This window comes from Bradyrhizobium mercantei (genome assembly GCF_001982635.1).
Lineage (GTDB): Bacteria > Pseudomonadota > Alphaproteobacteria > Rhizobiales > Xanthobacteraceae > Bradyrhizobium > Bradyrhizobium mercantei.
The window spans coordinates 728,887-752,635 of sequence record NZ_MKFI01000005.1; the positions used below are offsets into that span (position 1 = coordinate 728,887).

Below are 23,749 nucleotides of genomic sequence, written 5' to 3' on the forward strand. Positions count from 1 at the left end.
TAACCCTCCCCCACAAGGGGGGAGGGAACCCTTCCGCCGGCGCGTCCCTTACGTCGGTGCTGGATAGCATCGATTGCTGGCGGCAAATTATCGGTCGGATGGGTAGGTGTGAGGTGAGCGCGCCCGTTGGGCTCCCTCCCCCCTTGCGGGGGAGGGTGGGGAGAGGGGTGGCCCCGGGCGAGACGATAGAGACTTCGGCTCGAAAGGAGCTCGTGGCGCGCTATCCCCGCGCGCCCTCACATCCGCATCACCGCCTGCCGGTCGATCTTCCCCGTACCGGTCTTCGGCAGCTCGTCGGTGAACGTCACCTCGCGCGGATATTTGTACGGCAAAAGCTTTGCCTTGACGTAATCCTGCAGTCGTCGCGTCGCCTCATTGGTGTCGAAGCCGGTCTTGTTCATCACCACCACGGCGCGCAGCGTCATGCGGCGATCCGGCAATTCGGCGGCGTAGACGGCGCATTCACGGACGTCGGGGTGATCGGCGAGGCAGAGCTCGACCTCCAGCGGATAGACCCACTGGCCGGAAATCTTGATCAGATCGTCGGCGCGGCCGCGGAAGAAGTGGAAGCCGTCGCTGTCGCGCATGAAGCGGTCGCCGGTGTAGATCCAGCCGTCCTCGCGCACCGTCTCGGCGGTCTTGTCCGGCCGGTTCCAGTACAGCGGGGTTGCGGAATCGCCGCGCACCCACAAAATGCCTTCCTCATTGTCGCCGACCTCGCGGCCGTCGCTGTCGCGCAGCATGATCTCGTAGCCGGGCACGCGCAGGCCCGCGGCGCCGAGCTTCTTCCGTTCCGCACGATTGCTGAGATAGACGTGCAGCACTTCGGTCGAGCCGAGGCCTTCGATGATTTCGAGCCCGGTGAGCCGCTTCCAACCGTTGAAGACATCGGCTGACAGCACCTCCGCCGCCGAGACCGCCATGCGGAGCGAGGAAAAATCGGCGGTATCAGCGCCTTCAGCCTTGGTCAGGGAGATGTAGAGCGTCGGCAGCCCGAAAAACACGGTCGGCCGATATTGCCCGATCGCCGCGAAGATCGCGGCCGGCTTCGGCTGGCCCGGCAGCAGCAGCGTGGCGGCGCCGACCGAGAAGGGAAACGTGATCGAGTTGCCGAAACCATAGGCGAAGAAGATCTTCGGCACCGAGAAGCAGATGTCGCCGGGCTTGAGCTTCAGCACATTGCGGGCAAAGGCGAGCTCGCTATAGGCCATGTCGTGCTGCAGATGCACGATGCCCTTGGGGCGGCCGGTCGACCCCGACGAATACATCCAGAACGCCATCTCGTTGCGGTGGGTGTCGGCTGCATCGAGCTCGGTCGGAAACCCTTGCAGCCATTCGCTCGCCACGCGTGTTTCGGCAACCGCGTGATCGCCCGCGGGGCCGTTGACCACGACCAGCGTACGTGGCGGCGTGTCCTTGCAGGCTTCGGCGTTGAAGCGGGAGCAGAATTCGGCGTCGGCGACCGCGACCTGCGCGCCGGCATCGGACAGATAGAATTGCAGCAGCTCCGGTGTCGTCAGCGTGTTGATGAGCAGCGGCACAAATCCGGCGCGCACCGCGCCGAAGAATGCCGCCGGATAGGCCGGCGTGTCGTCGAGGAACAGCAACACGCGGTCGCCGCGCTTCAGTCCAAGCGACAGGAAGGCGTGCCCCCAACGCGCCGCATCGGCGCATAGCTCGCGATAGCTGCGGGTGCCGGCCGGGCCGGTCAGCGCCAGGCGTTCGGCATTGCCGTTGCCGAGATTGTCGAACAGGATGCGGCTCGCATTGTAGCGTTCAGCGATCGTAAAGCCGATCTCGCGCGCACCGGGATTATCAGGCGGAACCTGGTCGGCGATCCCAGTCATGAGCGTCCCTTTGCGGCTTCGTAACGGGCCATGAAGCCGGGCGACATCGCGCGCAGCCGCGCATCGTCGATCCGGCCGGAGCGGGTGATGTAGCTGTAGGCGAAATCCATCAGGTCGAGCTTCATGTGCGCGGGGAAATGCTCGTACCAGTCGGCGCTGGTCCGCGCCGCGGTGACGAGCTTCTTGACGATCGGCTTGCGCTCGGCCTCGTAGCGGGCAAGCGCGGCGGCGACGCTGCCCTCGGTCTCCAGCGCCTTGGTCAGCGCAATCGCGTCCTCGATCGCCAGCCGCGTGCCGGAGCCGATCGAGAAATGCGCCGAATGCAAGGCATCTCCGATCAGCACCATGTTGCCGTGCGACCAGCGCTCGTTCCAGATCCACGGGAAATTGCGCCACACCGATTTGTTCGAGATCAGCCGGTGACCGTCCAGCGTCGCGGCGAACACGTCTTCGCAGATCGCCTGCGATTGCTCGATCGTCTTGTCGGCAAATCCGTAGGCCGCCCAGGTCGCCGCGTCGCATTCGACCAGGAAGGTGCTCATGTCGCGGGCGTAGCGATAATGATGGGCGTTGAAGCTGCCGCGGTCGGTCGCCACGAAAGTCTGCGACAGCGTCGCAAAGGGTTTCGTCGTGCCGTACCAGGCGAACTTGTTGGTGGAATGCGTGACCGACGCGCCGAACGCGGTCTCGAAGCCGCGGCGGACCATCGAGTTCAGCCCGTCGGCGGCGACGATCAGGTCGTAACCCCTGAGCTGATCGACGGATTGCACCACGGTGTCGAACCGCGGCGTGACGCCTGTGCTGCGCACGCGCTCTTGCAGGATGGTCAGCAGCGCCAGCCGGCCGATCGAGGAGAAGCCGACGCCGTCGATCTCGACGCTCTCGCCGCGCAGATTGAGCGTGATGTTCTTCCAGCTCTCCATCCGCGGGGTGATGGCGTCGACCGTCTCGGGATCGTCGGCGCGCAGGAAGTCCAGCGCCTGCTCGGAGAACACCACGCCGAAGCCCCAGGTGGCGCCGGCCGCATTCTGCTCGAACAGATCGATCTCGGCGTCCGGATGACGCTTCTTCCAGAGATAGGCGAAATAGAGCCCACCGGGCCCTCCGCCAATCACGGCGATCCGCAACGTCTGCCTCCCAGATTGACAGTGTACTTACAATTTGGCTCCAGACTAATCGCCCTCTGGCGGGAACGCCAGAGGGAAAATGCGCGGCGACACCCCGCGCGGGGTCGAAAGGCTCAGTAGCAGCGGCGGACCTTGATCCCGTCGACCCATACCCAGCGGCAGCCGGCGACGACCGGCTTGCGGACGACGACCGCGCCGCGCGTGCTGGCGCATCCGGCACGATAGGGGCCGCGGCCGCACACGACGGCGTTGGCGTCGGAGGATTCAAAAGTCATGGTCGCGGCAAAGGACAGCAGGGCCGTGGCGCTCAGCAATAGTGAACGCATTATATTCCCTCTCCCGGAGTGAGGTATGGTTGGCCTTTAGGTGACAATAAGGTGCTCCGGCTGCGTGCCCGGCAAATCGCCGGGCACATCTCGTCTCACCGCCTGCGCGGCTATTTCTTTTCCGCGGCCGCCAGCACCTTCTTGCAGGCCGGCGCCAGCTTGTCGCTCTGCTTGGCGAGACAGGCGATGATGCGCCCGCCGCCGGGCTCCACGCCCTTGCAGTACTTCTCATAGTCGCCCATGCAGGCGTTGCGCTGCGCGGCGGTCATTTCCTGGGCGTAGACGGCGGTCGAGCCGCAAAGCAGTGCGGCGGTCAGGACGATACGTAGCATCGTTCGCTCCCTTTTCCGGTCAAGTCGCGTGACAACAGGATCACCGTGCCGCGAACGGCGCCAGCACGTCGCGGCACGCCGGCGAGAGCGAGCCGGCATTGGTCGCCAGACATTGCACGATCCGCCCGCCGCCCGGCTGGACACCGCCGCAGATCGAGCGCACGTCGGCGCCGCAGGCCGAGCGCAGCACGAACAGCTCTTCGCGCGGCCGCAGCGGCCGCAGCATGATGACCGCAGGAGCAGCGGCCGGTGCCGCCGTCGCCGCTGCACCCGCGGCCGGCGCGGCGCCACCGCCGCCGGCAGCAGCCACCGCCTTCCCGCAAGCCGGTGAAAGCTTCGCCTTGTTTTTCTCAAGACACTCGAGCGCCGGCGCGCCACCGGTCGGTACACCGGCGCAGACCTTGGGGTAGTCGGAGCGGCATGCGCTGCGGATCGCGGAGATCTGCGCGCTGGACGGCGTCCCGGCCGCCTTCGGTGCGGCGGCCTCGGTGGCCGGCTTGGCCGTCGCCGCGGGCGCCGCTTCGGTCCTGGCTGCTGCGGGTGCGGTGTCGGCCTTCGGCGCGGCGGCCGGTGCTTCCACGGCCTTCACGGCGCTGGCGCAGCCCGGGGCGAGGCTTGCCATGTTCTTCTGCAGGCATTGCAGTGAGGCTTCGCCTCCCGGCGGTACGCTGGAGCAGTGTGCGATGTAGTCGTTGCGGCATTGCGACTTGATGGCGTCGCGCTGCGCCTGGCTCGGCGCCTGCGACAAGGCTGGTGCGGTGCTCATGAAGGCCGCAAGCGCAAGCCAAGCGGACAGCTTCGTTGCACGTGTCAACGCATTGATCATCTGAATAAATCCTCTGGTCGCGCCGGATGTCTCCGGCTCAACTGAACTGAGCTCTGAAAAGTCTTGGTGTAACAACCTCGGCGAGCGACATCATTTTCGCTTTCGAGTTCCGCTGCAAGCGGATTGTTGCTATGGATGAGCAGGCGGATTTTTTTGCCCGCCACGACGGCTTTGAATACGGCTTTGAATTAAGTCATTTGAATCGAGGCTCGGAAATGAGGCATGCGCGCGCATCGGCACATTTCAGTCAGAGCGATTTTGTGCGGCTGCGAAATCCGAGATTGGCGCGCGCCGCTTTGGTCATATCCGGCTTTGTCAGTTTAAGTGCCTGCGAGCAAAACAGTTTTGTTGCGCCGCCGCCGCCCAAGGTCGAGGTCGCGCCGCCGGTGCAGCGCGCCATCACCCGCTATCTGGATGCCACCGGAAACACCGCGCCGATCAAGACCGTCGATCTGGTCGCGCGCGTGCAGGGCTTTCTGCAATCGATCAATTATCAGGACGGCTCCTTCGTGAAGGAAGGGACCACCCTGTTCACCATCGAGCCGGAGACCTACAAGCTGAAGCTGGAGCAGGCGCAGGCCGCCGAGGTCGGCGCGCAGGCGACCGTGAAGCAGGCCGATGCCGACTTCAAGCGGCAGACGGACCTGGTGCAGCGCCAGGCCGTGTCGCAGGCGACGCTGGAAACCTCGACCGCAACGCGGGACAACGCGCAGGCTGGTCTGCAACAGGCCCAGGTCAACACCAAGCTCGCCGCGGTCAATTACGGCTACACCAACGTGGCCGCGCCGTTCGACGGCATCGTCAGCAACCATCTGGTCTCGGTCGGCGAACTGGTCGGCGTGGCGTCGCCTACCCAGCTTGCCACCATCGTGCAGCTCAATCCGATCTACGTGAATTTCAACGTCAATGAACAGGACGTGCTGCGCGTGCGCGAGGAAGCGCGGCGTCGCGGCATGTCGGTGAACGAGTTGCGGCAGTTGCCCGTCGAGGTCGGGTTGCAGACCGAGACCGGTTATCCGCACAAGGGCAAGATCGATTACATCTCGCCGACCCTCAACCAGTCGACCGGCACGCTGGCGGTCCGCGGCGTGTTCGCAAATCCGGACCGCACCCTGCTGCCCGGCTTCTACGTTCGCGTTCGCGTGCCGTTCGACAAGCAGGAGGACGCCCTGCTGGTGCCCGATGTCGCGATCGGCAGCGACCAGGCCGGCCGCTACGTGCTGGTCGTCAATGCCGACAACGTGGTCGAGCAGCGCAAGGTGACGACCGGCCCGCTCGAGGAGGGACTGCGCGTCATCGAGAGCGGGCTGAAGGCCGACGACCGCGTCGTGACCGCCGGCTTGCTGCGCGCGATCCCCGGGCAGAAGGTCGATCCGCAGGTGCAGAAGGCCGATGCGGCGCCGCCAACCGCGGCCAAGTAGGACGCACGCGCCATGATCTCGAAATTCTTCATCGAGCGCCCGGTCCTTTCCAACGTCATCGCGATCCTGATGATCCTGCTTGGCGGCGTGGCGCTGTATAATCTCGCGGTCGCACAATATCCCGACGTGGTACCACCGACGGTGCAGGTGACGACGCGCTATCCCGGCGCCTCGGCCAAGACGGTGGTCGACACCGTGGCACTGCCGATCGAGCAGCAGGTCAACGGCGTCGAGGACATGCTGTACATGCAGTCCTACGCCGGCGCCGACGGCACCTACACGCTGACGGTGACTTTCAAGATCGGTACCGATCTGAATTTCGCGCAGGTGCTGGTGCAGAACCGGGTCTCTTCGGCGCTGGCGCAACTGCCGTCCGCGGTGCAGAATCAGGGCGTCACGGTGCAGAAGAAGTCGACCTCGATCCTGCTGTTCGTGACGCTGACCTCGCCGAACAAGACCTATGACAGCCTGTTCCTGTCGAATTACGCCACCATCAGCATCCGTGACGAGCTGTCGCGGCTGCCAGGGGTCGGCAACGTCACGGTGTTCGGCGCCGGGCAATACTCGATGCGGGTCTGGCTCGATCCGAACAAGCTGCAGGTGCGCGGGCTGGTGCCGCAGGACGTCATCCAGGCGATCCAGCAGCAGAGCCAGCAGGTCACCGCCGGCCAGGTCGGCGCGCCGCCGACGCCGGCGGGGCAGGCGTTCCAGTACACGCTGAACGTCAACGGCCGGCTCGACGACACGAGCCAGTTCGAGGACATCATCGTCAAGTCAGGCACTGTCGGCGACGTCACCCGCGTCCGCGACGTCGGCTGGGTCGAGCTCGGCGCCCAGACCTACAGCCAGATCTTCTCGCTGAACCAGAAGCCCGCGACCGGCATCGGCGTGTTCCAGTCGCCCGGCGCCAACGCGTTGCAGGTCGAGAAGGCCGTCGAGAAGAAGATGGCGGAGCTCGCCAAGCAGTTTCCGCAGGACATCAAATACGACACCCCGTTCGACACCACCAAATTCGTCAACGCCTCGATCGAGGAGGTCTACAAGACGTTGATCGAGGCCGGCCTCCTGGTGCTGGTCGTGATCCTGGTCTTCCTGCAGGATTGGCGGGCCATGCTGGTGCCGGCGACCACCGTGCCGGTCACCATCATCGGCGCGTTCGCGGGCATGGCCGTGCTGGGTTTCACGATCAATCTGTCAACGCTGTTTGCGATCGTGCTGGCGATCGGCATCGTGGTCGACGACGCCATCGTCGTGGTCGAGGGCGCCGCGCACAATATCGAGCGCGGCATGTCCGGCCACGACGCCGCGATCAAGGCCATGGACGAGTTGTTCGCGCCGATCGTCGGCATCACGCTTGTCCTGATCTCGGTGTTCCTGCCGGCAGCCTTCCTGCCCGGGCTGACCGGGCGGATGTACGCGCAATTCGCGCTGGTGATCGCGGCCACCGCGCTGCTCAGCGCGGTCAATGCCGCGACGTTGAAGCCGACGCAGTGCGCGCTGTGGCTGCGTCCTCCGGCGCCGCCCGAACAGCGCAACTTCTTCTATCGCGGCTTCAACGCGGTCTATGACCGGCTGGAGCGCGGCTATACAAGGGTGGTCGGCGGCATCGCCGGGCATGCCAAGACCTCCGTCGCCATTGCGCTTGTCATCATCGGGCTGGCCGGTTACGGCCTGTCGCGGGTGCCGACCGGCTTCATCCCGATCGAGGACCAGGGCTATTTGCTCGCGGCGGTGCAATTGCCCGACGGCGCCGCGCTCGACCGCACCCAGCACGTGCTCGACAAGGTCACCGAGATCGCCGGCAAGACGCCGGGTGTCGATCAGGTGATCAGCATCGCGGGCATTTCCGCGCTCGACAACTCGTCGAGCCTCGCCAATGCCGGCGTCGCCTACCTGATCCTGAAGGACTGGAGCGCGCGCGGGCCGGGCGAGGACTTGCGCTCGCTGGTCTATGGGCTGAACGACAAGCTCGCGGTGATCCCGGAGGCGCGCATCCTGGTGATCCCGCCGCCGCCGATCCAGGGCATCGGCAATGCCGCCGGCTTTGCCATGCAGGTCGAACTGCGCGACGGCAATGCCGATTACGCCAAACTGCAGGCGATTACCGGCGCGATCGTGGCCAATGCGCAGACCCAGAGCGCGCTGCAACGGGTGCAGTCGTCGTTCCGCGCGACGGTGCCGCAATTCGACGTCGATGTGGACCGGGTCAAGACACAGACCCTGCACGTCACCCCCGACCAGATCTTCGCGGCGCTGTCGACCTATGTCGGCGCCAGCTACGTCAACCAATTCACCAAGTTCGGCCGCACCTTCCAGGTCTACACCCAGGCCGAGGCCCAGTACCGGCTGTCGTTGCGCGACATCGAGAACATGATGGTGCGCAACAGCAATGGCGACATGATCCCGCTCGGCACGGTGGCCAGGATCACGCCGTCGGTCGGTCCGTCGCTGATCAGCCTCTACAACCTCTATCCGTCAGCCTCCGTCATCGGGCTGCCGGCGCAGGGCTACTCGTCCGGCCAGTCGATGACGCTGATGGAGGAGATCGCAGCCAAGACGCTGCCGCCGGGCACCGGCTTCGCATGGACGGCGATGTCGTACCAGGAGAAGGAGGTCGGCGGCCAGATCTACTATGTGTTCGCGCTGGCACTGCTGTTGGTCTATCTCGTGCTCGCCGGGCAATATGAGAGCTGGTACGCGCCGATCTCGGTGATCCTGGCCGTGCCGCTGTCGCTGCTCGGCCCGACACTGGTGCTGCTGAGCCTGCGGATCGAGAACAACCTCTACACCCAGATCGGCACCATCCTTTTGATCGCGCTGTCGGCCAAGAACGCGATCCTGATCGTCGAGGTCGCGATCGAACATCACGTGCGCGACGCCAAGCCGGTGCTGGAGTCGGCGATCGACGCCGCGCGCGCCCGATTCCGGCCGATCCTGATGACGTCGTTCGCCTTCATCCTCGGCGTGCTGCCGCTGGTGCTCGCGACCGGCGCCGGCGCCAACGCCCGCAAGTCGATCGGCATCACGGTGTTCTCCGGCATGATCGCCTCGACCTGCCTCGCGGTGCTGTTCGTGCCGGCGTTCTTCGTGGTGGTGCAGAGTTTTGAGAACTGGCGCAAGGCGAAGAAGGGGAAGGCGGCGGCGCCGCAAGCCGCACCGCAGGCGTCAGGCACGGTGCATTAGCTCCGCGCACCAAATCTATCCCCGTCACCCTGAGGAGGCCGCGCAGCGGCCGTCTCGAAGGGCGAACGGCCCATCTCTCTCCGCGCCGCCGCATTGGGGCCGATTCATCCTTCGAGGCTCGCTCCGCTCGCACCTCAGGATGACGGGAATGAGAGCTCGCTGTGCACCTGCGTAGGGCGGGTTAGCCGACTGCGTCCGCCGTAGCTCAACGAGCGAAGGCGGAAGGCGTAACCCGCCATCTTCTCCGCGGCGCGAAGCCGGTGGGTTACGCTGCGCTAACCCACCCTACGGCACCGAGCTTCCAACTACACCTTCACCATGCGCTTGCCGCGGTTCTCGCCGGCCAGCAGCCCGATCAGCGCCTGCGGCGTGTTCTCGATGCCGTCGATGACGTCCTCCTGCACCTTGAGCTTGCCTGAGGAGACCCAGGATTGCAGCTCGGCGAGCGCGGCGTCGCGCTGGTCCATGTAGTCCATCACGATGAAGCCCTGCATGATCAGCCGCTTCACCACGATCAGGCCGGGCACGCCGCGCGGGCCGTGCGCGGAGGGCACGCCGTCATATTGCGAGATCGCGCCGCAGCAGGCGATGCGGCCGCGGTTGTTCATCTGCGCCAGGCAGGCCTCCAGGATGTCGCCGCCGACATTGTCGAAATAGACGTCGATGCCCTTGGGGGCCGCTGCACGCAGCGCCTTGTAGGTGGCGCCGTCCTTGTAGTCGACCGCGGCGTCGAAGCCGAGTTCTGACGTCAGCCAGTGGCACTTGTCCGCGCCGCCGGCGATGCCGACGACGCGGCAGCCCTTGATCCTGGCGATCTGGCCGACGATCGAGCCGACCGAGCCGGCGGCGGCCGACACCACCACCGTCTCGCCCTCCTTGGGCTTGCCGACATGGAGCAGGCCGAAATAGGCGGTCAGGCCGGCCACGCCATAGACGCTGAGCAGATGCGTCATCGGCTCGAGCTTCGGCATCTTGGCGAGATGCTTGGCCGGCACGGCGGCATAGTCCTGCCAGCCGGTGTCGCCGAACACGATGTCACCCGGCTTCAGGCTCGGGTCGTTCGACGACACCACCTCGGCGATGCTGCCGCCGGCCATCACGGTGTTGGCTTCCACCGCAGCGCGGTAGGTGGCGCCGTGCATCCAGGCGCGGTTGGCGGCGTCGAGCGAGATGTAGCGCGTCCGCACCAGCGCCTCGCCGTCCTTCGGCGCGGGGACCGCACCATTGGTCAGGCGAAAATGCTCGGGCCCGAGCTTGCCGGTCGGCTTTTCAACAAGCAGGATCTGGCGATTGACGGTGTCGTTCATGGATGTCTCCCCTCGCTTTGGTCGTTTCGCATGCAGTTGGCTGCCGCGTGCGCAGCTCCTTGCACAGATTGTGCGCTGCATGAACGCTAGTCCGCACGCTGGCATTCCACAACGGGAACGTTTCGGCAAAGTCCCGCTCGACGCGAAGCGTGTTGCGTAGCTGCGTAAATCTGCCACACTTGCCGTTCGCCGGGAACTTACGGGGGTAAGAGAATGTCGAACAGGTTTACGCAGTACATCCTGATTGCGATGGTCCTTGGCATCGCGATGGGGACGATCGTCTTCAACTATCTGCCTGACAGCCGCGCCGAGATCGCAGCAGACGTCAACCTGATCGCGATGCTGTTCCTGCGCCTGATCAAGATGATCATCGCACCACTCGTGTTTGCGACCCTCGTCGGCGGCATCGCCCATATGGGCAGCGGTGCCAAGCTCGGGCGGATCTTCGCCAAGACCATGGGCTGGTTCGTCTCCGCCTCGTTCGTTTCGCTGCTGCTCGGCCTCGTGATGGTCAACCTGCTGCAGCCCGGCGCCAACTTCCCCGGCACGCTGCCCGACAAGGCCCAGTCCACGGGCCTGCCGGTCTCGGCCTTCTCGATCGAAAAATTCCTGACCCATTTGATCCCGACCTCGATTGCGGATGCGATGGCGCAGAACGAGATCCTGCAGATCGTGGTGTTCGCGGTGTTCTTCGCGGTTGCGCTCGGCGCCATGCCCGAGCGGGCCAAGCCGATCATGAGCCTGATCGACGATCTCGCGCACATCATGCTCAAGGTCACCGGCTACGTCATGCTGTTCGCGCCGATCGCGGTGTGGGCCGCGATCATGGCGACGGTCTCGAAGAACGGTCTCGGCGTGCTCTGGAAGCTGATCGTCTTCATGGGCGGCTTCTATCTGTCGCTGCTGATCCTGTGGGGCATCCTGGTCGCGGTCGGCTTCGTGGTGATCGGGCCACGCTACAGCCATCTGCTCCGGCTGATCCGCGAGCCGCTGATGATCGCGTTCTCGACCGCCTCCTCGGAGGCGGCCTACCCGAAGACGCTGGAGGGGCTGAACAGGTTCGGCGCCTCCTCGCGGATCTCGGCCTTCGTGCTGCCGCTCGGCTATTCCTTCAACCTCGACGGCACGATGATGTACTGCACCTTCGCCAGCATCTTCATCGCGCAGACCTACCATATCGAGATGTCGCTCGGCACGCAGCTCGCGATGCTGGCGACGCTGATGATCACCTCGAAGGGCGTGGCCGGCGTGCCGCGCGCCTCTCTGGTGGTGATCGCCTCGACGCTGTCGCAGTTCGGCATCCCCGAGGCGGGCCTGCTGATGATCATGGGCATCGACACCTTCCTCGACATGGGCCGCAGCGCCACCAACGTGATCGGCAACTCGCTGGCGACCGCCGTGGTCGCCAAGTGGGAGGGCGAGCTGAAGGCCGAGCACGAGCTCGGGCCCGACGATGCGGTGCCGCAGGATGCGGTGCCCGGTGCCGTGATGGCCGGCCATTGACGGGAGGGATGCATGCATCGCGCCCGCTGGAGGCCGGTACGGGTTGAGGGGCCTCACCTGTCGACCTGCCTGCTGTCTGCATGTCTGCTGGCGGCAGGCCTGCTCGCCGGACCGGCCGCCGCACAGCCGGCGGGCGAGGGGTTGAGCCCCACGCTCGCCAACATCAAGGCCACGCACGCGGTGCGGATCGGCTATCGCGAGAGTTCGCCGCCGTTCTCGTTCCTCGACCACTCCAACCGGCCGATCGGCTACAGCCTCGAGCTGTGCGATGCGATCGTCGACGAGATCGGGGTCGAGGTCGACGACGCCAATCTCAAGGTCGACTACGTCAAGGTTACCTCCGACGATCGCATTCCCGCGGTCGTCGACAAGAAGATCGATCTCGAATGCGGATCGACCACGGCGAATTCCGAGCGCGGCAAGCTGGTCGCGTTCTCGCCGCTGATGTTCGTCGCCGGCACCAAGCTGATGGTGCCGAAGGCGTCCAGCGTCAACCAGGTCGCCGACCTCAAGGGCAAGACGGTGGTGGTGACCAAAGGCACCACCAACGAGCAGGCGATGCACAATGTCGACGCCAAGCAGCAGCTTGGCCTCAACATCGTCACCGCACCCGACCACGAGCAGTCGTACCAAATGCTGGTGGACGGCAAGGCGGATGCGTTCGCGACCGACGACATCCTGCTCTACGGCCTGATCGCGCGGCACAAGTCGCAGGACAAATTCCGCGTCACCGGCGACTACCTGTCCTACGATCCCTACGGCATCATGTACCGCAAGGGCGAACCGCAGATGAAGGACGTGGTCGAGCGTGCATTCCGCAAGCTCGCCTCGAACCGCGACATCGTCCCGCTCTACAACAAGTGGTTCGTCGCCCGCCTGCCGACCGGCGAGAAGCTCAACGTCGCGATGTCACCGCAGCTCGAAGAGGCCTTCAAGGCGCTCGACGATTCGCCGGGCGGGTCGAACTAGCCTCGAACTCGACCTCTCTCCTCGCGGGAGAGGCCGGGATTCCGGCGCCGTCTCGTTCATCGCCAATAGCGGCGCGACAGTTCCAGGCACTGCCGGACCCAGTATCCGTTCACATGGATCAACTGGCATGTGCTCGGAGGCGGCTCCTTGATGATGGGGTAGCCGTGGATGTCGATATTCATCGGGGCCGTGACGCCGCGCCAGAACACGGCGTTGGCGGCCGGAGGGGTGAAGGCGGCGGCGAACGCCGTGACGGCGAGGAGGCTCAAAAGAAGTTTGCGCATAATCTGTATCCGGATCGATTAATGCGCATCAGCGTACTCCGTTGCGCGGGATGAGCAAGCCGCCGGATGGATCAAAATGGCGGAGTGATCTTGCTGCAAGCTGCGCCGCCGCACGCGCGTAGCCGCCGTGGACCGCCATGCAAGCGAGGGCAACGATGCCGACCGCCGCCAGAACGACCATGACCTGGAAGATCGCGCGCCCAAGGATCGCTCCCATCAAGACTCCATCGATCCGGCGGGGATCTTGCTTCGAGTTTCCAGGCGCCGCGATCTTCTGGAGCATCATCGGCAGGCGAGATAGCGCTGGCTAATGTCGTCTCGCGACAAGCCGATCGACCTGCTGCTGGAGCGCCGCCTCCATTTCGGAAATGATGTCGTGCGGCAGGCGAACGCCGGGGGGATCAATCGCTTCTTGCTGCATCGTCTGATGCTGCATGACGTCGGCATCAGCGAACTGATCTTCGACCAGTCGTCGAGAGGATGGACGGCCCGGCGCGCCAGCCGCCGCGTCAGCCCCACAAAAATCCTGATCCGACCGTACAGCGTTCTTCATGAGCTTTGCCTCCTGGCACGATTTCCTTTCCCAGGCCCGAGCCGTCCGGCTCGCCGCCCATCAATGACTCCGACACCTCGAAAGTTGTTCCGGATGGAACCTGCGATCGTCTGTTGGAACGGTCACATTGAGTTTGGAACCAGAACCATAAGCGGTCCTCAATCGTTGACTTCAGTTGATCGTTTGGAGGTCGCCATGGGTTACGTGAGGCCGATTCGCCAAATCGCTGTTGTCGTTGAAGACGACACGATCCAGCGCGACATGATTGCGCTGCTGCTGGAAGCAGGTCATTTCGACGTCATCCAATGCGAGGACGCAGAAACAGCGGCGCTGGCCATCAAGATGCGCCACCCGTCGCTGGTGGTCACCGACATCAAGCTCACGGGCAAGATGGACGGCATCGAGCTTGCTCGTTTGGCCCTCGATTGCGACCCGAGGGTGCGCGTGATGGTGATCTCAGGCCTGCCACTCGCCAGTGCTCTGCCTGACGGCGTCAAGTTTTTTGAGAAGCCGGTTTATCCACCCGCGCTGCTGCGAGGGCTGGCGCCGTAAGTCTCGCCGATCGGATGTTGGCCCATGCAGGATGATCCCGAAATCGATTGGCACCGGGAGCAGATCACAAAGAATCGTGAACTGATCGCGGAATTGGAGTCCGGAAATACCGCGGGGGCTGACGTGTTCCCGGAGACGCAAGCCGAGATCGACCGTCTCACGGCACAGATCGAGCAATCGGAATTGATCGTCGCTGCCTATGAAAAGGAGCGTCGGCGAGAATGATGCATGTGAGGCGTTGCCTACGCGAACACGGCGTCGAGCGCCGCGTCATAGGCCGCCTCGACCAGCGCCGGATGCGCCCGGCCCAGTGCCTCCATCTTCACCCCTGAATTCACCTCGAGGACCTTCCATGCGCCATCGGTGCGCACGACGTCGATGGAAGCGAAGCGGATGCCGACGGCCTGCGCGGCATTGATCGCGAGCGCGATGCAGGCGTCGCGTGTGGCGCCATCGGTGAGCAGCACAGGCTCCGCGCCGGCATCGAGGTTGTGGCGCCAGTTCAGCAGAAGCCGTTCGCCGGCGGCTGGAACGGCATCGAGCGTGGCGTCATCGAAATCCTCGGCGATGGTCTTGAGCTGATCGGCTGTGGCGGTCGCCTGCGCCAGCGCGCGGAGCGAATGGATGCCGTCGCCAATCACCATTGGGCGCGTCTTGCCGTAGACGATCAGCGCACGCGCATCGAGCAGCACCACGCGCACCTCGTCCTTGATCTCGACATAGGGCGAGATCGCGAGGCTTGGATGGGCGGCAAGGATGCGCGCGACGGCAGTCTCCAACTGCGCCCGCGTCGTCACGCGGACGACCAACTCGCCGGATGTCCCCTCATTGGGTTTGACGACGAGCCCTTGTGGATGCTGCTCGAGCAGAAGCTGCATCGCGTCGAGCGAGTCCGATCCCGGGATGTGCTTGCTGAATTTTGCGCCGAGATAAAGCGTGTGCGGAATGGCTGATACGCCGGCCAATGCCAGCACGTCCGCGCAGGCCGATTTGTCGTTGGCGACCTGATGCGCGACGGCGCTGTTCAGCCCAATGTCGTAACCGATCACCAGCCGCCGTACGTTGCCCTTGGTCATGATGACCAGCCAGCCGCCGGACCGCACCTCGACGGCAATCGAGTGCGCCAAACAATATTTTTTGATGGTTTCCAGGAAGATTCGCTGGCTGATCAGGACCACGAGATCATTTTCCCTTCACCGCGGTTTTCGTAGCAATTAATTGCCAGATCGGCGCCGATCTCAGCAAGTAAATTACGTGCAGCAGCACGTGTTAACGATGTCGTGGTTGAACCTCCGCGCGAAATCGAACGACTGCCATTCGGAGATCGCAATTGCACGCCAGTTGATCTTGACTATCTCCTGCATTGGCGCAATGGAAACGCGAGATCTTCAGTGATTTCGGCCACTTCTGCGCCGTCGCGAGCAGTCTAGAAATCAAACCATTCTAAATCTGGTCAGTCGAGAAAACGAAAACCCATGAGCGCGTTCTATCGAGAGAAAGTTCTTTCCGTTCAGCACTGGACCGATACGCTTTTCAGCTTCCGGGCGACCCGCGATTCCGGTTTCCGCTTCCAGAATGGGCAGTTTGCCATGATCGGCCTCGAGGTCGACGGCCGGCCGCTGCTGCGCGCCTATTCGATGGCGAGCGCCAATCACGAGGAAGAGCTCGAGTTCTTCTCGATCAAGGTGCAGGACGGCCCGCTCACCTCCAAGCTGCAGAAGATCCGCGAGGGCGACACCATCCTGGTCGGCCGCAAGGCAACCGGCACGCTGATCACCGACAATCTGATCCCCGGCAAGCGGCTGATGCTGCTGTCGACCGGCACCGGCCTCGCGCCGTTCGCGAGCCTGATCAAGGACCCCGAGGTCTATGATCGCTACGACCAGATCCTGCTGGTCCATGGCTGCCGCCAGGTCTCCGAGCTCGCCTATGGCGAGGAGCTGGTTGCCAAGCTGCGCGACGACGAACTGTTCGGGCCGCTGCTGTCGGAGAAGCTCTCCTACTATCCGACCGTGACCCGTGAGCCGTTCCGCAATCGCGGCCGCATCACCGACCTGATCACCTCCAACCAGCTGTTCACCGACCTGCATCAGGGTCCGCTCGACATCGAGACCGACCGCATCATGATGTGCGGCAGCCCGGCGATGCTGGAGGAGCTGAAGCAGCTGTTCGAGACCCGCGGCTTCAAGGAAGGCTCAGGCAACACCCCCGGTCACTTCGTGATCGAGAAGGCGTTCGTCGAGCGTTAAGACGGCCAAATGTTGAGGCTGTCGTCCTGGCGAAAGCCAGGACCCATTACCACCGCTCTGTGTTTTGCGAAGGCTGGGGCCCCATCGGGCTCCAGCCTTTTGCATTTGTGGTTATGGGTCCCTGCTTTCGCAGGGACGACAGCGGTGTTTGTGGCGTCGTCCATTCCCTCGCTGCTATAACGCCTGCAACGCCGCGTGCCTGTCTCGAATGCGGCGAGGAGGGAGCCGCGCCTTGTCCATCACCGATCCGGATGCACCGAAGACCGCCTTTGTGTTTGCCGGCGGCGGCAGCTTTGGTGCGGTCCAGGTCGGCATGCTGCAGGCGCTGGCCGCGCACGGCGTGGTCGCCGACATGGTGGTCGGGTCCAGTGTCGGCGCCTTGAACGGCGCCTTCTATGCCGGCGACCCCTCGGTCTCGGGCGTGGCGCGGCTCGCCGAGATCTGGCGCGGCCTGAACCGGCAGGACGTGTTTCCGGTGACCTGGCGGACGCTGGTGAGCATCCTGTGGCGGCGCGACTTCCTGATCCCGCATGACGGCGTCCGCAAGCTGATCGACGACTACATCCCGTTCCGCAATCTCGAGGACGCGCGGATGCCGCTCTACATCGTCACGACCGACATCATCAGCGGCGACAGCGTGGTGCTGTCGGAAGGCTCGACGGCGGACGCGATCGTCGCCTCGACCGCGATCCCCGGCGCGTTCACCCCGGTGCACTATCGCGATCGCTACCTCGCCGACGGCGCGATCTCCAGCAACACGCCGGTCCGGGTCGCCGTCAAGCATGGGGCAAAACGCCTGATCGTGCTGCCGACCGGGCATGCCTGTGCCAACCAGGCGCCGCCGGTCGGCGCGCTCGCCAACGCGCTGCATGCGCTGACGCTGCTGATCGCGCGGCAGCTCGTCAACGAGCTCGAGAACATCGGCCCCGGCGTCGAGTATTTCGTGGTGCCGCCGCTCTGCCCGCTGGTCGGCTCGCCCTACGATTTCTCCCGGACGTCGGATCATATCACGCGGGCGCTCGATACCACCAACGCCTGGCTCGACGGCGACGGCCTGAAGCCGGGCCACATCCCGCACGAATTGCAGCCCCACGACCATTGAGGGGGCGGGCGGCCTCTTACCTCGCCCCGCTTGCGGGGAGAGGTCGGAGCGCATGTAGCGTAGCGGAATGCGATCCGGGTGAGGGGGATTCTCCGCGAACGCAAATGCCACCGTGTTTGCCCTCACCCCTACCCTCCAAGAGCGAGCTTCGCTCGTCTCGTCCCCGCAAGAGCGGGGCGAGGGAGCGCGGTCCTTGCGCGGGCCCTTCGTTGCACTGCAGCAGTGAGACCGCGGCGCCCGCACCCGCCCGATCGGGCGGTTGTCACATCTGTGACTGCTCGGCCGTATAACCGTAGTGCACTTGCTCCGTGAGTTGGATTAGGCTCACCGTCGACAGGGTATTCCAGGCAGACCGGAGGATTCCATGGACACGCTTCTGCTTCCGTTCTCGCCACGCTTCATCGTGCTGACGATCTGCGCCGTCGTCACCGTGCTGCTGCTGCTGGTCGGAATTTTTGATCACAAGGTCTTCAAGATCATCCTGATCCCGTTGGTCATCTTTGGCGCGCTGACGCTGCTCGGCATCCGCGACTTCACGCAGAAGAATCACGCGGTGCTGCGCAACTACCCGATCTCGGCGCATATGCGCTTCCTGCTCGAGGAAATCCGCCCGGAGATGCGGCAGTATTTCTTCGAGAGCGAGAAGGACGGCATGCCGTTCTCCCGCGATACCCGCGCGTTGGTCTATCAGCGCGCCAAGATGGTGCTCGACAAGCGGCCGTTCGGTACCCAGGAGGACGTCTATCGCGAGGGCTATGAGTGGATGCACCACTCGGTGGCGCCGAAGCCGCGTGCCGAGGAGAAGTTCCGCATCACCATCGGCGGTCCGGACTGCACCAAGCCGTATTCGGCCTCGGTCTTCAACATCTCGGCGATGAGTTTCGGCGCGCTCAGCCCGAACGCGGTGCGGGCGCTCAATGCCGGCGCCAAGAAGGGCGGCTTTGCCCACGACACCGGCGAGGGCGGCGTCAGCCCCTATCATCGCGAGATGGGCGGCGACATCATCTGGGAGATCGGCTCCGGCTATTTCGGCTGCCGCAACCGCGACGGTACCTTCAATCCGGACGAGTTCGCGCGCGTCTCGGGTGACGACCAGATCAAGATGGTCGAGCTCAAGATCAGCCAGGGCGCCAAGCCCGGCCATGGCGGCGTGCTGCCGGCGGCGAAGGTTTCCGAGGAGATTTCCAAGATCCGGGGCGTGCCGATGGGCGAGGATTGCATCTCGCCGGCCTATCACAAGGCGTTCTCGACGCCGATCCAGATGATGGAATTCATAGCCCAGATGCGCAAACTGTCCGGCGGCAAGCCGGCCGGCTTCAAGATGTGCATCGGCCATCCCTGGGAATTCCTGGCGATCTGCAAGGCGATGCACGAGAGCGGGCTCTATCCCGACTTCATCGTGGTCGACGGCAATGAGGGCGGCACCGGTGCCGCGCCGCTCGAGTTCATGGATCATCTCGGCATGCCGATGCGCGAGGGCGTCAATTTCGTCCACAACGCGCTGATCGGCATCGGCGCGCGCGACCGCATCAAGATCGGCGCCTCCGGCAAGATCGCGACCGCGTTCGACATGGCGCGCGCGATGGCGATCGGGGCCGACTGGTGCAATTCGGCGCGCGGCTTCATGTTCGCGCTCGGCTGCATCCAGTCGCTGAGCTGCCACACCGACCGCTGCCCGACCGGCGTCACCTCGCAGGATCCGATCCGCAACCGCGCGCTCTACGTGCCGGACAAGATCGAGCGCGTGTTCAACTACCACCACTCGACCCTGCACGCGCTGACCGAGCTGCTCGCCGCCGCCGGCCTCGAGCACACCAAGGAGCTGCGCCCGATCCACTTCTCGCAGCGCAGCTCGACCACCGAGGTCTCTTCCTTCGCCGAGCTCTACCCGACGCTGCGTCCCGGCGAGTTGCTCGACGGCACGCAAGACCGCCGCTTCCGCGACGCCTGGGCAATGGCGCGCGCGGATTCGTTCCAGCCGGCGGGGTAGGGCGCTGGAGGGGCGGTTGCTCCGCTTCACCTCGCCCCGCTTGCGGGGAGAGGTCGGCGTGCATCGTCAGATGCGCTCCGGGTGAGGGGGACTCTCCGCGAATGCAACTATCACCGTTTGCACGGAGACAGCCCGTCACCCCAACCGTCTCCCCGTAAGAACGGGGAGAGGGAGTGCAGCGCCGGCGTTGTTCGGATCTACGCTAGGCAGCGGGCGCGCCGAACCATTTGGTCAGCGCTTCCGTGAGGGCGGTCCGGGTGCCGTCACCGGCCCACGCCACGTAGCCGTCGGGCCGGACCAGCACCGCGGCCGGAGCCGAAACCGTCCCGAGCGCGGGAAGCTCCCACGCGCCGGCGTAATCGGCGTCGACCAGTTGAACCCGGTCGTCCCATCCCGCGATGTCGATGCTGCCGGACTCGCCAAGATTGAGCAGCACCGGCCGCGCCTGGTGCAGCAGAGTGAAGATCCGGATCGGTCCGGCGGCGGTCACCAGATCGAGATCAGGCATGCGGCGTCCGAGCAGCGGGTGGCCGTCGCCGAGATCGTAGTGGAGGTCCAGGCCGGACATCATCGCGGCCATTCGTCTGCGCGGCTCGTCCATCCGCAGCAAGTCGGACACGATCTCGTTCAGCGCCTTGCTGCGCGCATCGGTGCGGCCGAGCGCGACCTGCGCCATGGTGTTGCGCAGCACGCGGGCCGCGACCGGATGCCGTTCGGCCTGATAGCTGTCGAGCAGGCTGTCCGGCACTGTCAGCTTGACCACCTGGGCGAGCTTCCAGCCCAAATTCACCGCGTCCTGCACGCCGATATTGAGGCCCTGTCCGCCCATCGGCGGATGCACATGGGCGGCATCGCCGGCCAGCAGCACGCGCTGCTTGCGGTAGGTCACGGCCTGCCGGGTCATGTCGGTGAAGCGCGAGATCCAGACCGGACTGTGGATGCCGAAATCAGCGCCGTATGCGGCGATCAGCGCCTCGCTGACGTCGCGCAAGGTCGGCTCGCCGCCGGTGCCGAGTTGCTGCTCGGTCAGCACCACGCGCACCCGCCCGCTGTCCTCGACCTTGCCGATCGCGTAAGTGCCTTTGTCGTCCTGGCGCAGGCCCCATTCCGGTTCGCCTGACATCTCGGCCTCCGCGTTCAGCCAGCTCCGGGTCGGATCCCATCCGGCGAATTCGATGCCGGCCGCCTTGCGAACGATGCTGCGGCCGCCGTCGCAGCCGACGAGATACTGCGCCCGCAGCATCTGGCCGTCCGACAGCGCGACGTCGACGCCGGTGTCGTCCTGCGCGAAGCCGGTCACTTCGCGCGCGCGATAGACCGGCACCGCGAGCTCGCCGACCCATTCGCCGAGCAGGCGCTCGATATGGTTCTGGAACAGCCCAAGCGTGAAATTGCGCCGGGCCGGAAAGTCGGTGATATCAAGCGGAACCAGATGGGAGTGGAACAGCACCGCCGGATGGCGCGTCCCCAGCGCGACGAACCGGTCGCCGATGCCGCGCTGATCGAGCACCTCGATGGTGCGCGCGTGCAGCCCGCTGGCGCGGGAGCTGACCACGTCGTCGTCGGCGCGCCGCTCGACCACCGCCACGTCGATATCTGCCAACGCCAGTTCCGCCGCCAGCATCAGCCCGGTCGGACCACCGCCGGCAATCACCACGGCATGTTCCCGCATCCCGCACTCCTCCGTTCGATTGGGCGCGCGTTCTACGGGATGACCCCGGGCTTGCGGCAAGCCCGGGGGGTCTACATATATCTAAGTGGGGAGAGGGCGTTTGCTGCTCGAGCCAATTCCACGATATCATTGCGAAGCACGGCGCGGCACACGCGCTGTCGTCCCTGCGAAAGCAGGGACCCATAACCACAGGGTTGCGTTGTTGAAACGCGCTGTGGCTCCAGCTTCGCAAACCAATTGGTATTCGTGGTTATGGGTCCCGGCTTTCGCCCGACGGCGGGAGATGCCGTGCCTCAGAACTCGCCGTGGATGCGGCCGGAGAAGATGTGCACCGGGCCACGGTCGGCGTTGTAGGCGGGGTTGGTGATGAACTGATAGTCCGCCGTCAGCGTCAGGTTCCTGTTGACCTGATAGGCATAGTAGGTCTCGAAGATCCGCTCCGGGCTGTAGTTCAGCGCGCCGTCGCCGATCAGGAGGCCGAGGCCGCCGGCAGCGAGGAAGTCGCGATGCGCTGACGACAGCCCGTTGATCGCGCCGCCGATGCCGATCGTGTCGTTGACCCGTCCCCAGGAGCTGCCCTTGATCGACAGGCCGCCGGACACGCTGCGGTCGACATCGGTGAACGACAGGATCTCGGTCCGGCCGTCGTTCCAGCTGAGGCGGCCGAACAGGCCGATATCGGTTGCGATCTGCTGCTCGCCGTTCAGGTAGAAGCCGTATTTGGTGTTGTCCTTGCGGATACTGGCCATCACATCGTTGATGTCGAGATCCGGGTTGGTATCCTCGATCGCGAGCGCCTGGCGATAATTGCCGGTGTTGCCGCGATTGCCGAACATGCCGACGCGCAGCTTGCCGGGCTGATCGAAGATCGAATAGCGTCCCTCGAATTCCACCACGGCGCCGCCGGTGTTGGCGTTGGAGACCAGCACGTCGCTGTTCGGCGCATTGGGCACCTGGAACACGCCGGCACGCACCGCCCAATCCTTGCGGTTGAGCTCGACCACGGCGCCGCGGGTGTAGCCGGGCAGGTCGGCCGGGAAGTCGTAGGCCGCGGAGGCCCACATCGCCCAGTTCATGAAATCGGCGCGCGGGTCCTTGGCGTAGGAATTGCCGTCGAAGAAATCGCCGACTGCGAAGCGGCCGACCACGATCGTCAGGCGATCGATGTCGCGCTTGCCCGCGATCTGGTTGGGACCGTCGGGAACGTCTTCCTGCTCGCCGCCGAAGCCGAAGGTCTGCTTGAGGTAGTAGCGCTGCGGCCGGATCTTCGGATACGGCGCGCCGGCCTTCTGCGCCTCGCCGTTCGAGAAGCCGGCAAGGCCGAGCGTGCCGTTGAGGCCAAAGCCCTGCGCCGTTTCCGGATTGAAGTAGAGCTCGCCGCCCTCCCAGAGCCGCACGCCGAGAAACGCCGTGGTGGTCCAGGTCTGCTGCACCTGTCCCGCGCCGGGCAGGCTGTTGGTGCCGGCATAGGGCGAGCGGAACGACGCATAGGTCTGCGGCAGCAGCGTCGTTTGTCCGTGCACGCTCCAGTCGGCGAAGTCCGGCAGCGCGGCGCGCGTCGGCGTCGCCGACCATGGCGAATCGCCGAGCTGGTAGTTCAGGCCGAACTTCAGCAGATGAATGCGCGGGTCGATGCTGAGGCCGGGCATGCCGAAATCGTTGAGGCCGAGCGTACGGCGCGACAGGTCGACATATTCGTATTCGAGCTTCGCGGTCCAATTGCCGCTCACCGCGAATTCGGCGCCGGCGCCGACGGTCCAGCCGGTCTGATACTGGCCGGGCTGCGAAATCACGCTGTCCGCGGCATCGTTGATCCTGACTTCGGTGTGCCCCCAGGCGAAGCCGCCGGTCACGTAGGGCATCCAGGTGCCGAAGCTGTAGCCGGCGCGGCCGCGCACCGTGCCGACATAATCGATCGATGCGTTGAAGGGACCCGGCGGGCGGCGCACCGTGTCGGTCGGTCCGGTGAAGGTCGCGTCCGCCTCGACGCCGAGCACGAAGCGGTTGGCGAATTCCTTGTTGTATCCGGCCTGGAAGCCGCCGATGCCGCCGGTGATGGTGGGCGGAAAGAACACGCCCTGTTCCAGGATCGGATTGGTGCCGGGGCCCAGCGAGCCGTCGCCATAGCCGACATGGGCGCCGACGTAGAAGCCGGTCCAACTGTAGACCGCCTTGGCGGCGGGCGACTTGAGCGGCAGATCGGCCGCGGCCGCAGGCGTGCCGAAGGCGGCCGCGCCCAGCGCGGCGCCGGCGGCGATCTGAACCCGGAACAGGCGGACGCAGGTCATGACGCGGCTTTCCGCGAACGGTTGGCGGTTTCGCCCGTCATCACAGATTTGGCGGCCGCGTGCCACCCGAGATTTGAAGTCATTGCCCGCCGTCCCCGGTCCGATCCGTATCGTCCCATCCAAAGCCAGATCAGCACCTAGCATCCCCTGCCGCTTATTGCAAATAATTCGCAATAGCAACTGAGGTGCCCCGGATACCTCCCGGTGTGCACGGCCGC

General features: G+C 64.9%; 20 protein-coding genes. 9 read left to right on the top strand and 11 right to left on the bottom strand.

Annotation, left to right across the window (positions count from 1 at the left end):
* Window positions 1–236: 236 nt before the first annotated feature.
* The 5 genes from BI327_RS26020 to BI327_RS26040 form a co-directional block, all read right to left on the bottom strand.
* Complete coding sequence (locus BI327_RS26020; RefSeq protein WP_076864109.1) at window positions 237–1,847, bottom strand: benzoate-CoA ligase family protein; 1,611 nt, start codon at window positions 1,845–1,847, stop codon at window positions 237–239.
* Complete coding sequence (locus BI327_RS26025) at window positions 1,844–2,974, bottom strand: FAD-dependent monooxygenase (RefSeq protein ID WP_076864110.1); 1,131 nt, start codon at window positions 2,972–2,974, stop codon at window positions 1,844–1,846. Before BI327_RS26025 ends, BI327_RS26020 begins: the two co-directional genes overlap by 4 nt.
* Before the next feature lie 113 nt (window positions 2,975–3,087).
* Window positions 3,088–3,300: a hypothetical protein gene (locus tag BI327_RS26030; RefSeq protein WP_076864111.1), complete on the bottom strand. Its 213-nt coding sequence runs from the start codon at window positions 3,298–3,300 to the stop codon at window positions 3,088–3,090.
* A 110-nt stretch (window positions 3,301–3,410) separates the two neighbouring features.
* Window positions 3,411–3,632, bottom strand: coding sequence for a cysteine rich repeat-containing protein (locus tag BI327_RS26035; RefSeq protein ID WP_076864112.1), 222 nt, complete (start codon window positions 3,630–3,632; stop codon window positions 3,411–3,413).
* Window positions 3,633–3,672: 40 nt separating this feature from the next.
* Complete coding sequence (locus BI327_RS26040; RefSeq protein WP_076864113.1) at window positions 3,673–4,458, bottom strand: cysteine rich repeat-containing protein; 786 nt, start codon at window positions 4,456–4,458, stop codon at window positions 3,673–3,675.
* A 215-nt stretch (window positions 4,459–4,673) separates the two neighbouring features.
* Between BI327_RS26040 and BI327_RS26045 the strand changes: the two genes are divergently transcribed.
* Together BI327_RS26045 and BI327_RS26050 are read left to right on the top strand one after the other, a co-directional pair.
* Window positions 4,674–5,879: an efflux RND transporter periplasmic adaptor subunit gene (locus tag BI327_RS26045; RefSeq protein ID WP_245334933.1), complete on the top strand. Its 1,206-nt coding sequence runs from the start codon at window positions 4,674–4,676 to the stop codon at window positions 5,877–5,879.
* Window positions 5,880–5,891: 12 nt separating this feature from the next.
* A complete protein-coding gene (locus BI327_RS26050; protein WP_076864114.1) occupies window positions 5,892–9,062 on the top strand; it encodes an efflux RND transporter permease subunit in 3,171 nt (1,056 codons plus the stop codon).
* Between the two features lie 305 nt (window positions 9,063–9,367).
* Here the strand turns inward: BI327_RS26050 and BI327_RS26055 are convergent, their stop codons facing one another.
* Window positions 9,368–10,369, bottom strand: coding sequence for an NADP-dependent oxidoreductase (locus BI327_RS26055; RefSeq protein WP_076864115.1), 1,002 nt, complete (start codon window positions 10,367–10,369; stop codon window positions 9,368–9,370).
* A gap of 213 nt (window positions 10,370–10,582) precedes the next feature.
* Here BI327_RS26055 and BI327_RS26060 point away from each other — a divergent pair, with 213 nt between their 5' ends.
* Both BI327_RS26060 and BI327_RS26065 read left to right on the top strand, forming a co-directional pair.
* The gene (locus BI327_RS26060; RefSeq protein WP_076864116.1) at window positions 10,583–11,872 is read left to right on the top strand and encodes a dicarboxylate/amino acid:cation symporter; all 1,290 of its coding nucleotides are present in this window, start codon (window positions 10,583–10,585) and stop codon (window positions 11,870–11,872) included.
* 12 nt (window positions 11,873–11,884) lie between these two features.
* Window positions 11,885–12,841 (top strand): amino acid ABC transporter substrate-binding protein, encoded by a 957-nt coding sequence (locus tag BI327_RS26065; RefSeq protein ID WP_076864117.1) that lies wholly within the window; start codon window positions 11,885–11,887, stop codon window positions 12,839–12,841.
* Between the two features lie 56 nt (window positions 12,842–12,897).
* Here the strand turns inward: BI327_RS26065 and BI327_RS26070 are convergent, their stop codons facing one another.
* Window positions 12,898–13,125, bottom strand: a complete 228-nt coding sequence (locus tag BI327_RS26070) for a hypothetical protein (protein WP_076864118.1) — start codon at window positions 13,123–13,125, stop codon at window positions 12,898–12,900.
* Between the two features lie 28 nt (window positions 13,126–13,153).
* On the bottom strand, window positions 13,154–13,342 hold the full coding sequence (locus tag BI327_RS43285; protein ID WP_245334934.1) for a hypothetical protein: 189 nt from the start codon (window positions 13,340–13,342) through the stop codon (window positions 13,154–13,156).
* 93 nt (window positions 13,343–13,435) lie between these two features.
* Between BI327_RS43285 and BI327_RS43290 the strand changes: the two genes are divergently transcribed.
* A complete protein-coding gene (locus BI327_RS43290; protein ID WP_245334935.1) occupies window positions 13,436–14,230 on the top strand; it encodes a response regulator in 795 nt (264 codons plus the stop codon).
* A gap of 24 nt (window positions 14,231–14,254) precedes the next feature.
* A complete protein-coding gene (locus BI327_RS26085) occupies window positions 14,255–14,455 on the top strand; it encodes a hypothetical protein (protein ID WP_076864119.1) in 201 nt (66 codons plus the stop codon).
* A gap of 17 nt (window positions 14,456–14,472) precedes the next feature.
* Here the strand turns inward: BI327_RS26085 and BI327_RS26090 are convergent, their stop codons facing one another.
* Window positions 14,473–15,408 (bottom strand): ATP-grasp domain-containing protein, encoded by a 936-nt coding sequence (locus BI327_RS26090; protein WP_076864120.1) that lies wholly within the window; start codon window positions 15,406–15,408, stop codon window positions 14,473–14,475.
* Window positions 15,409–15,705: 297 nt separating this feature from the next.
* Here BI327_RS26090 and BI327_RS26095 point away from each other — a divergent pair, with 297 nt between their 5' ends.
* The 3 genes from BI327_RS26095 (at window position 15,706) to BI327_RS26105 (ending at window position 19,571) form a co-directional block, all read left to right on the top strand.
* Entirely contained in the window at window positions 15,706–16,479 is a 774-nt protein-coding gene (locus BI327_RS26095) for a ferredoxin--NADP reductase (RefSeq protein WP_024581583.1), read from the top strand.
* A gap of 232 nt (window positions 16,480–16,711) precedes the next feature.
* On the top strand, window positions 16,712–17,581 hold the full coding sequence (locus BI327_RS26100; protein WP_245334936.1) for a patatin-like phospholipase family protein: 870 nt from the start codon (window positions 16,712–16,714) through the stop codon (window positions 17,579–17,581).
* 364 nt (window positions 17,582–17,945) lie between these two features.
* Window positions 17,946–19,571 carry an FMN-binding glutamate synthase family protein gene (locus BI327_RS26105; protein WP_076864122.1) on the top strand — a complete coding sequence of 542 codons (1,626 nt, stop codon included), beginning with the start codon at window positions 17,946–17,948 and terminating at the stop codon, window positions 19,569–19,571.
* Window positions 19,572–19,773: 202 nt separating this feature from the next.
* Here the strand turns inward: BI327_RS26105 and BI327_RS26110 are convergent, their stop codons facing one another.
* Together BI327_RS26110 and BI327_RS26115 are read right to left on the bottom strand one after the other, a co-directional pair.
* A complete protein-coding gene (locus tag BI327_RS26110; protein WP_076864123.1) occupies window positions 19,774–21,243 on the bottom strand; it encodes an FAD-dependent monooxygenase in 1,470 nt (489 codons plus the stop codon).
* A 293-nt stretch (window positions 21,244–21,536) separates the two neighbouring features.
* Complete coding sequence (locus BI327_RS26115; protein WP_076864124.1) at window positions 21,537–23,531, bottom strand: carbohydrate porin; 1,995 nt, start codon at window positions 23,529–23,531, stop codon at window positions 21,537–21,539.
* Between the last annotated feature and the right edge of the window lie 218 nt (window positions 23,532–23,749).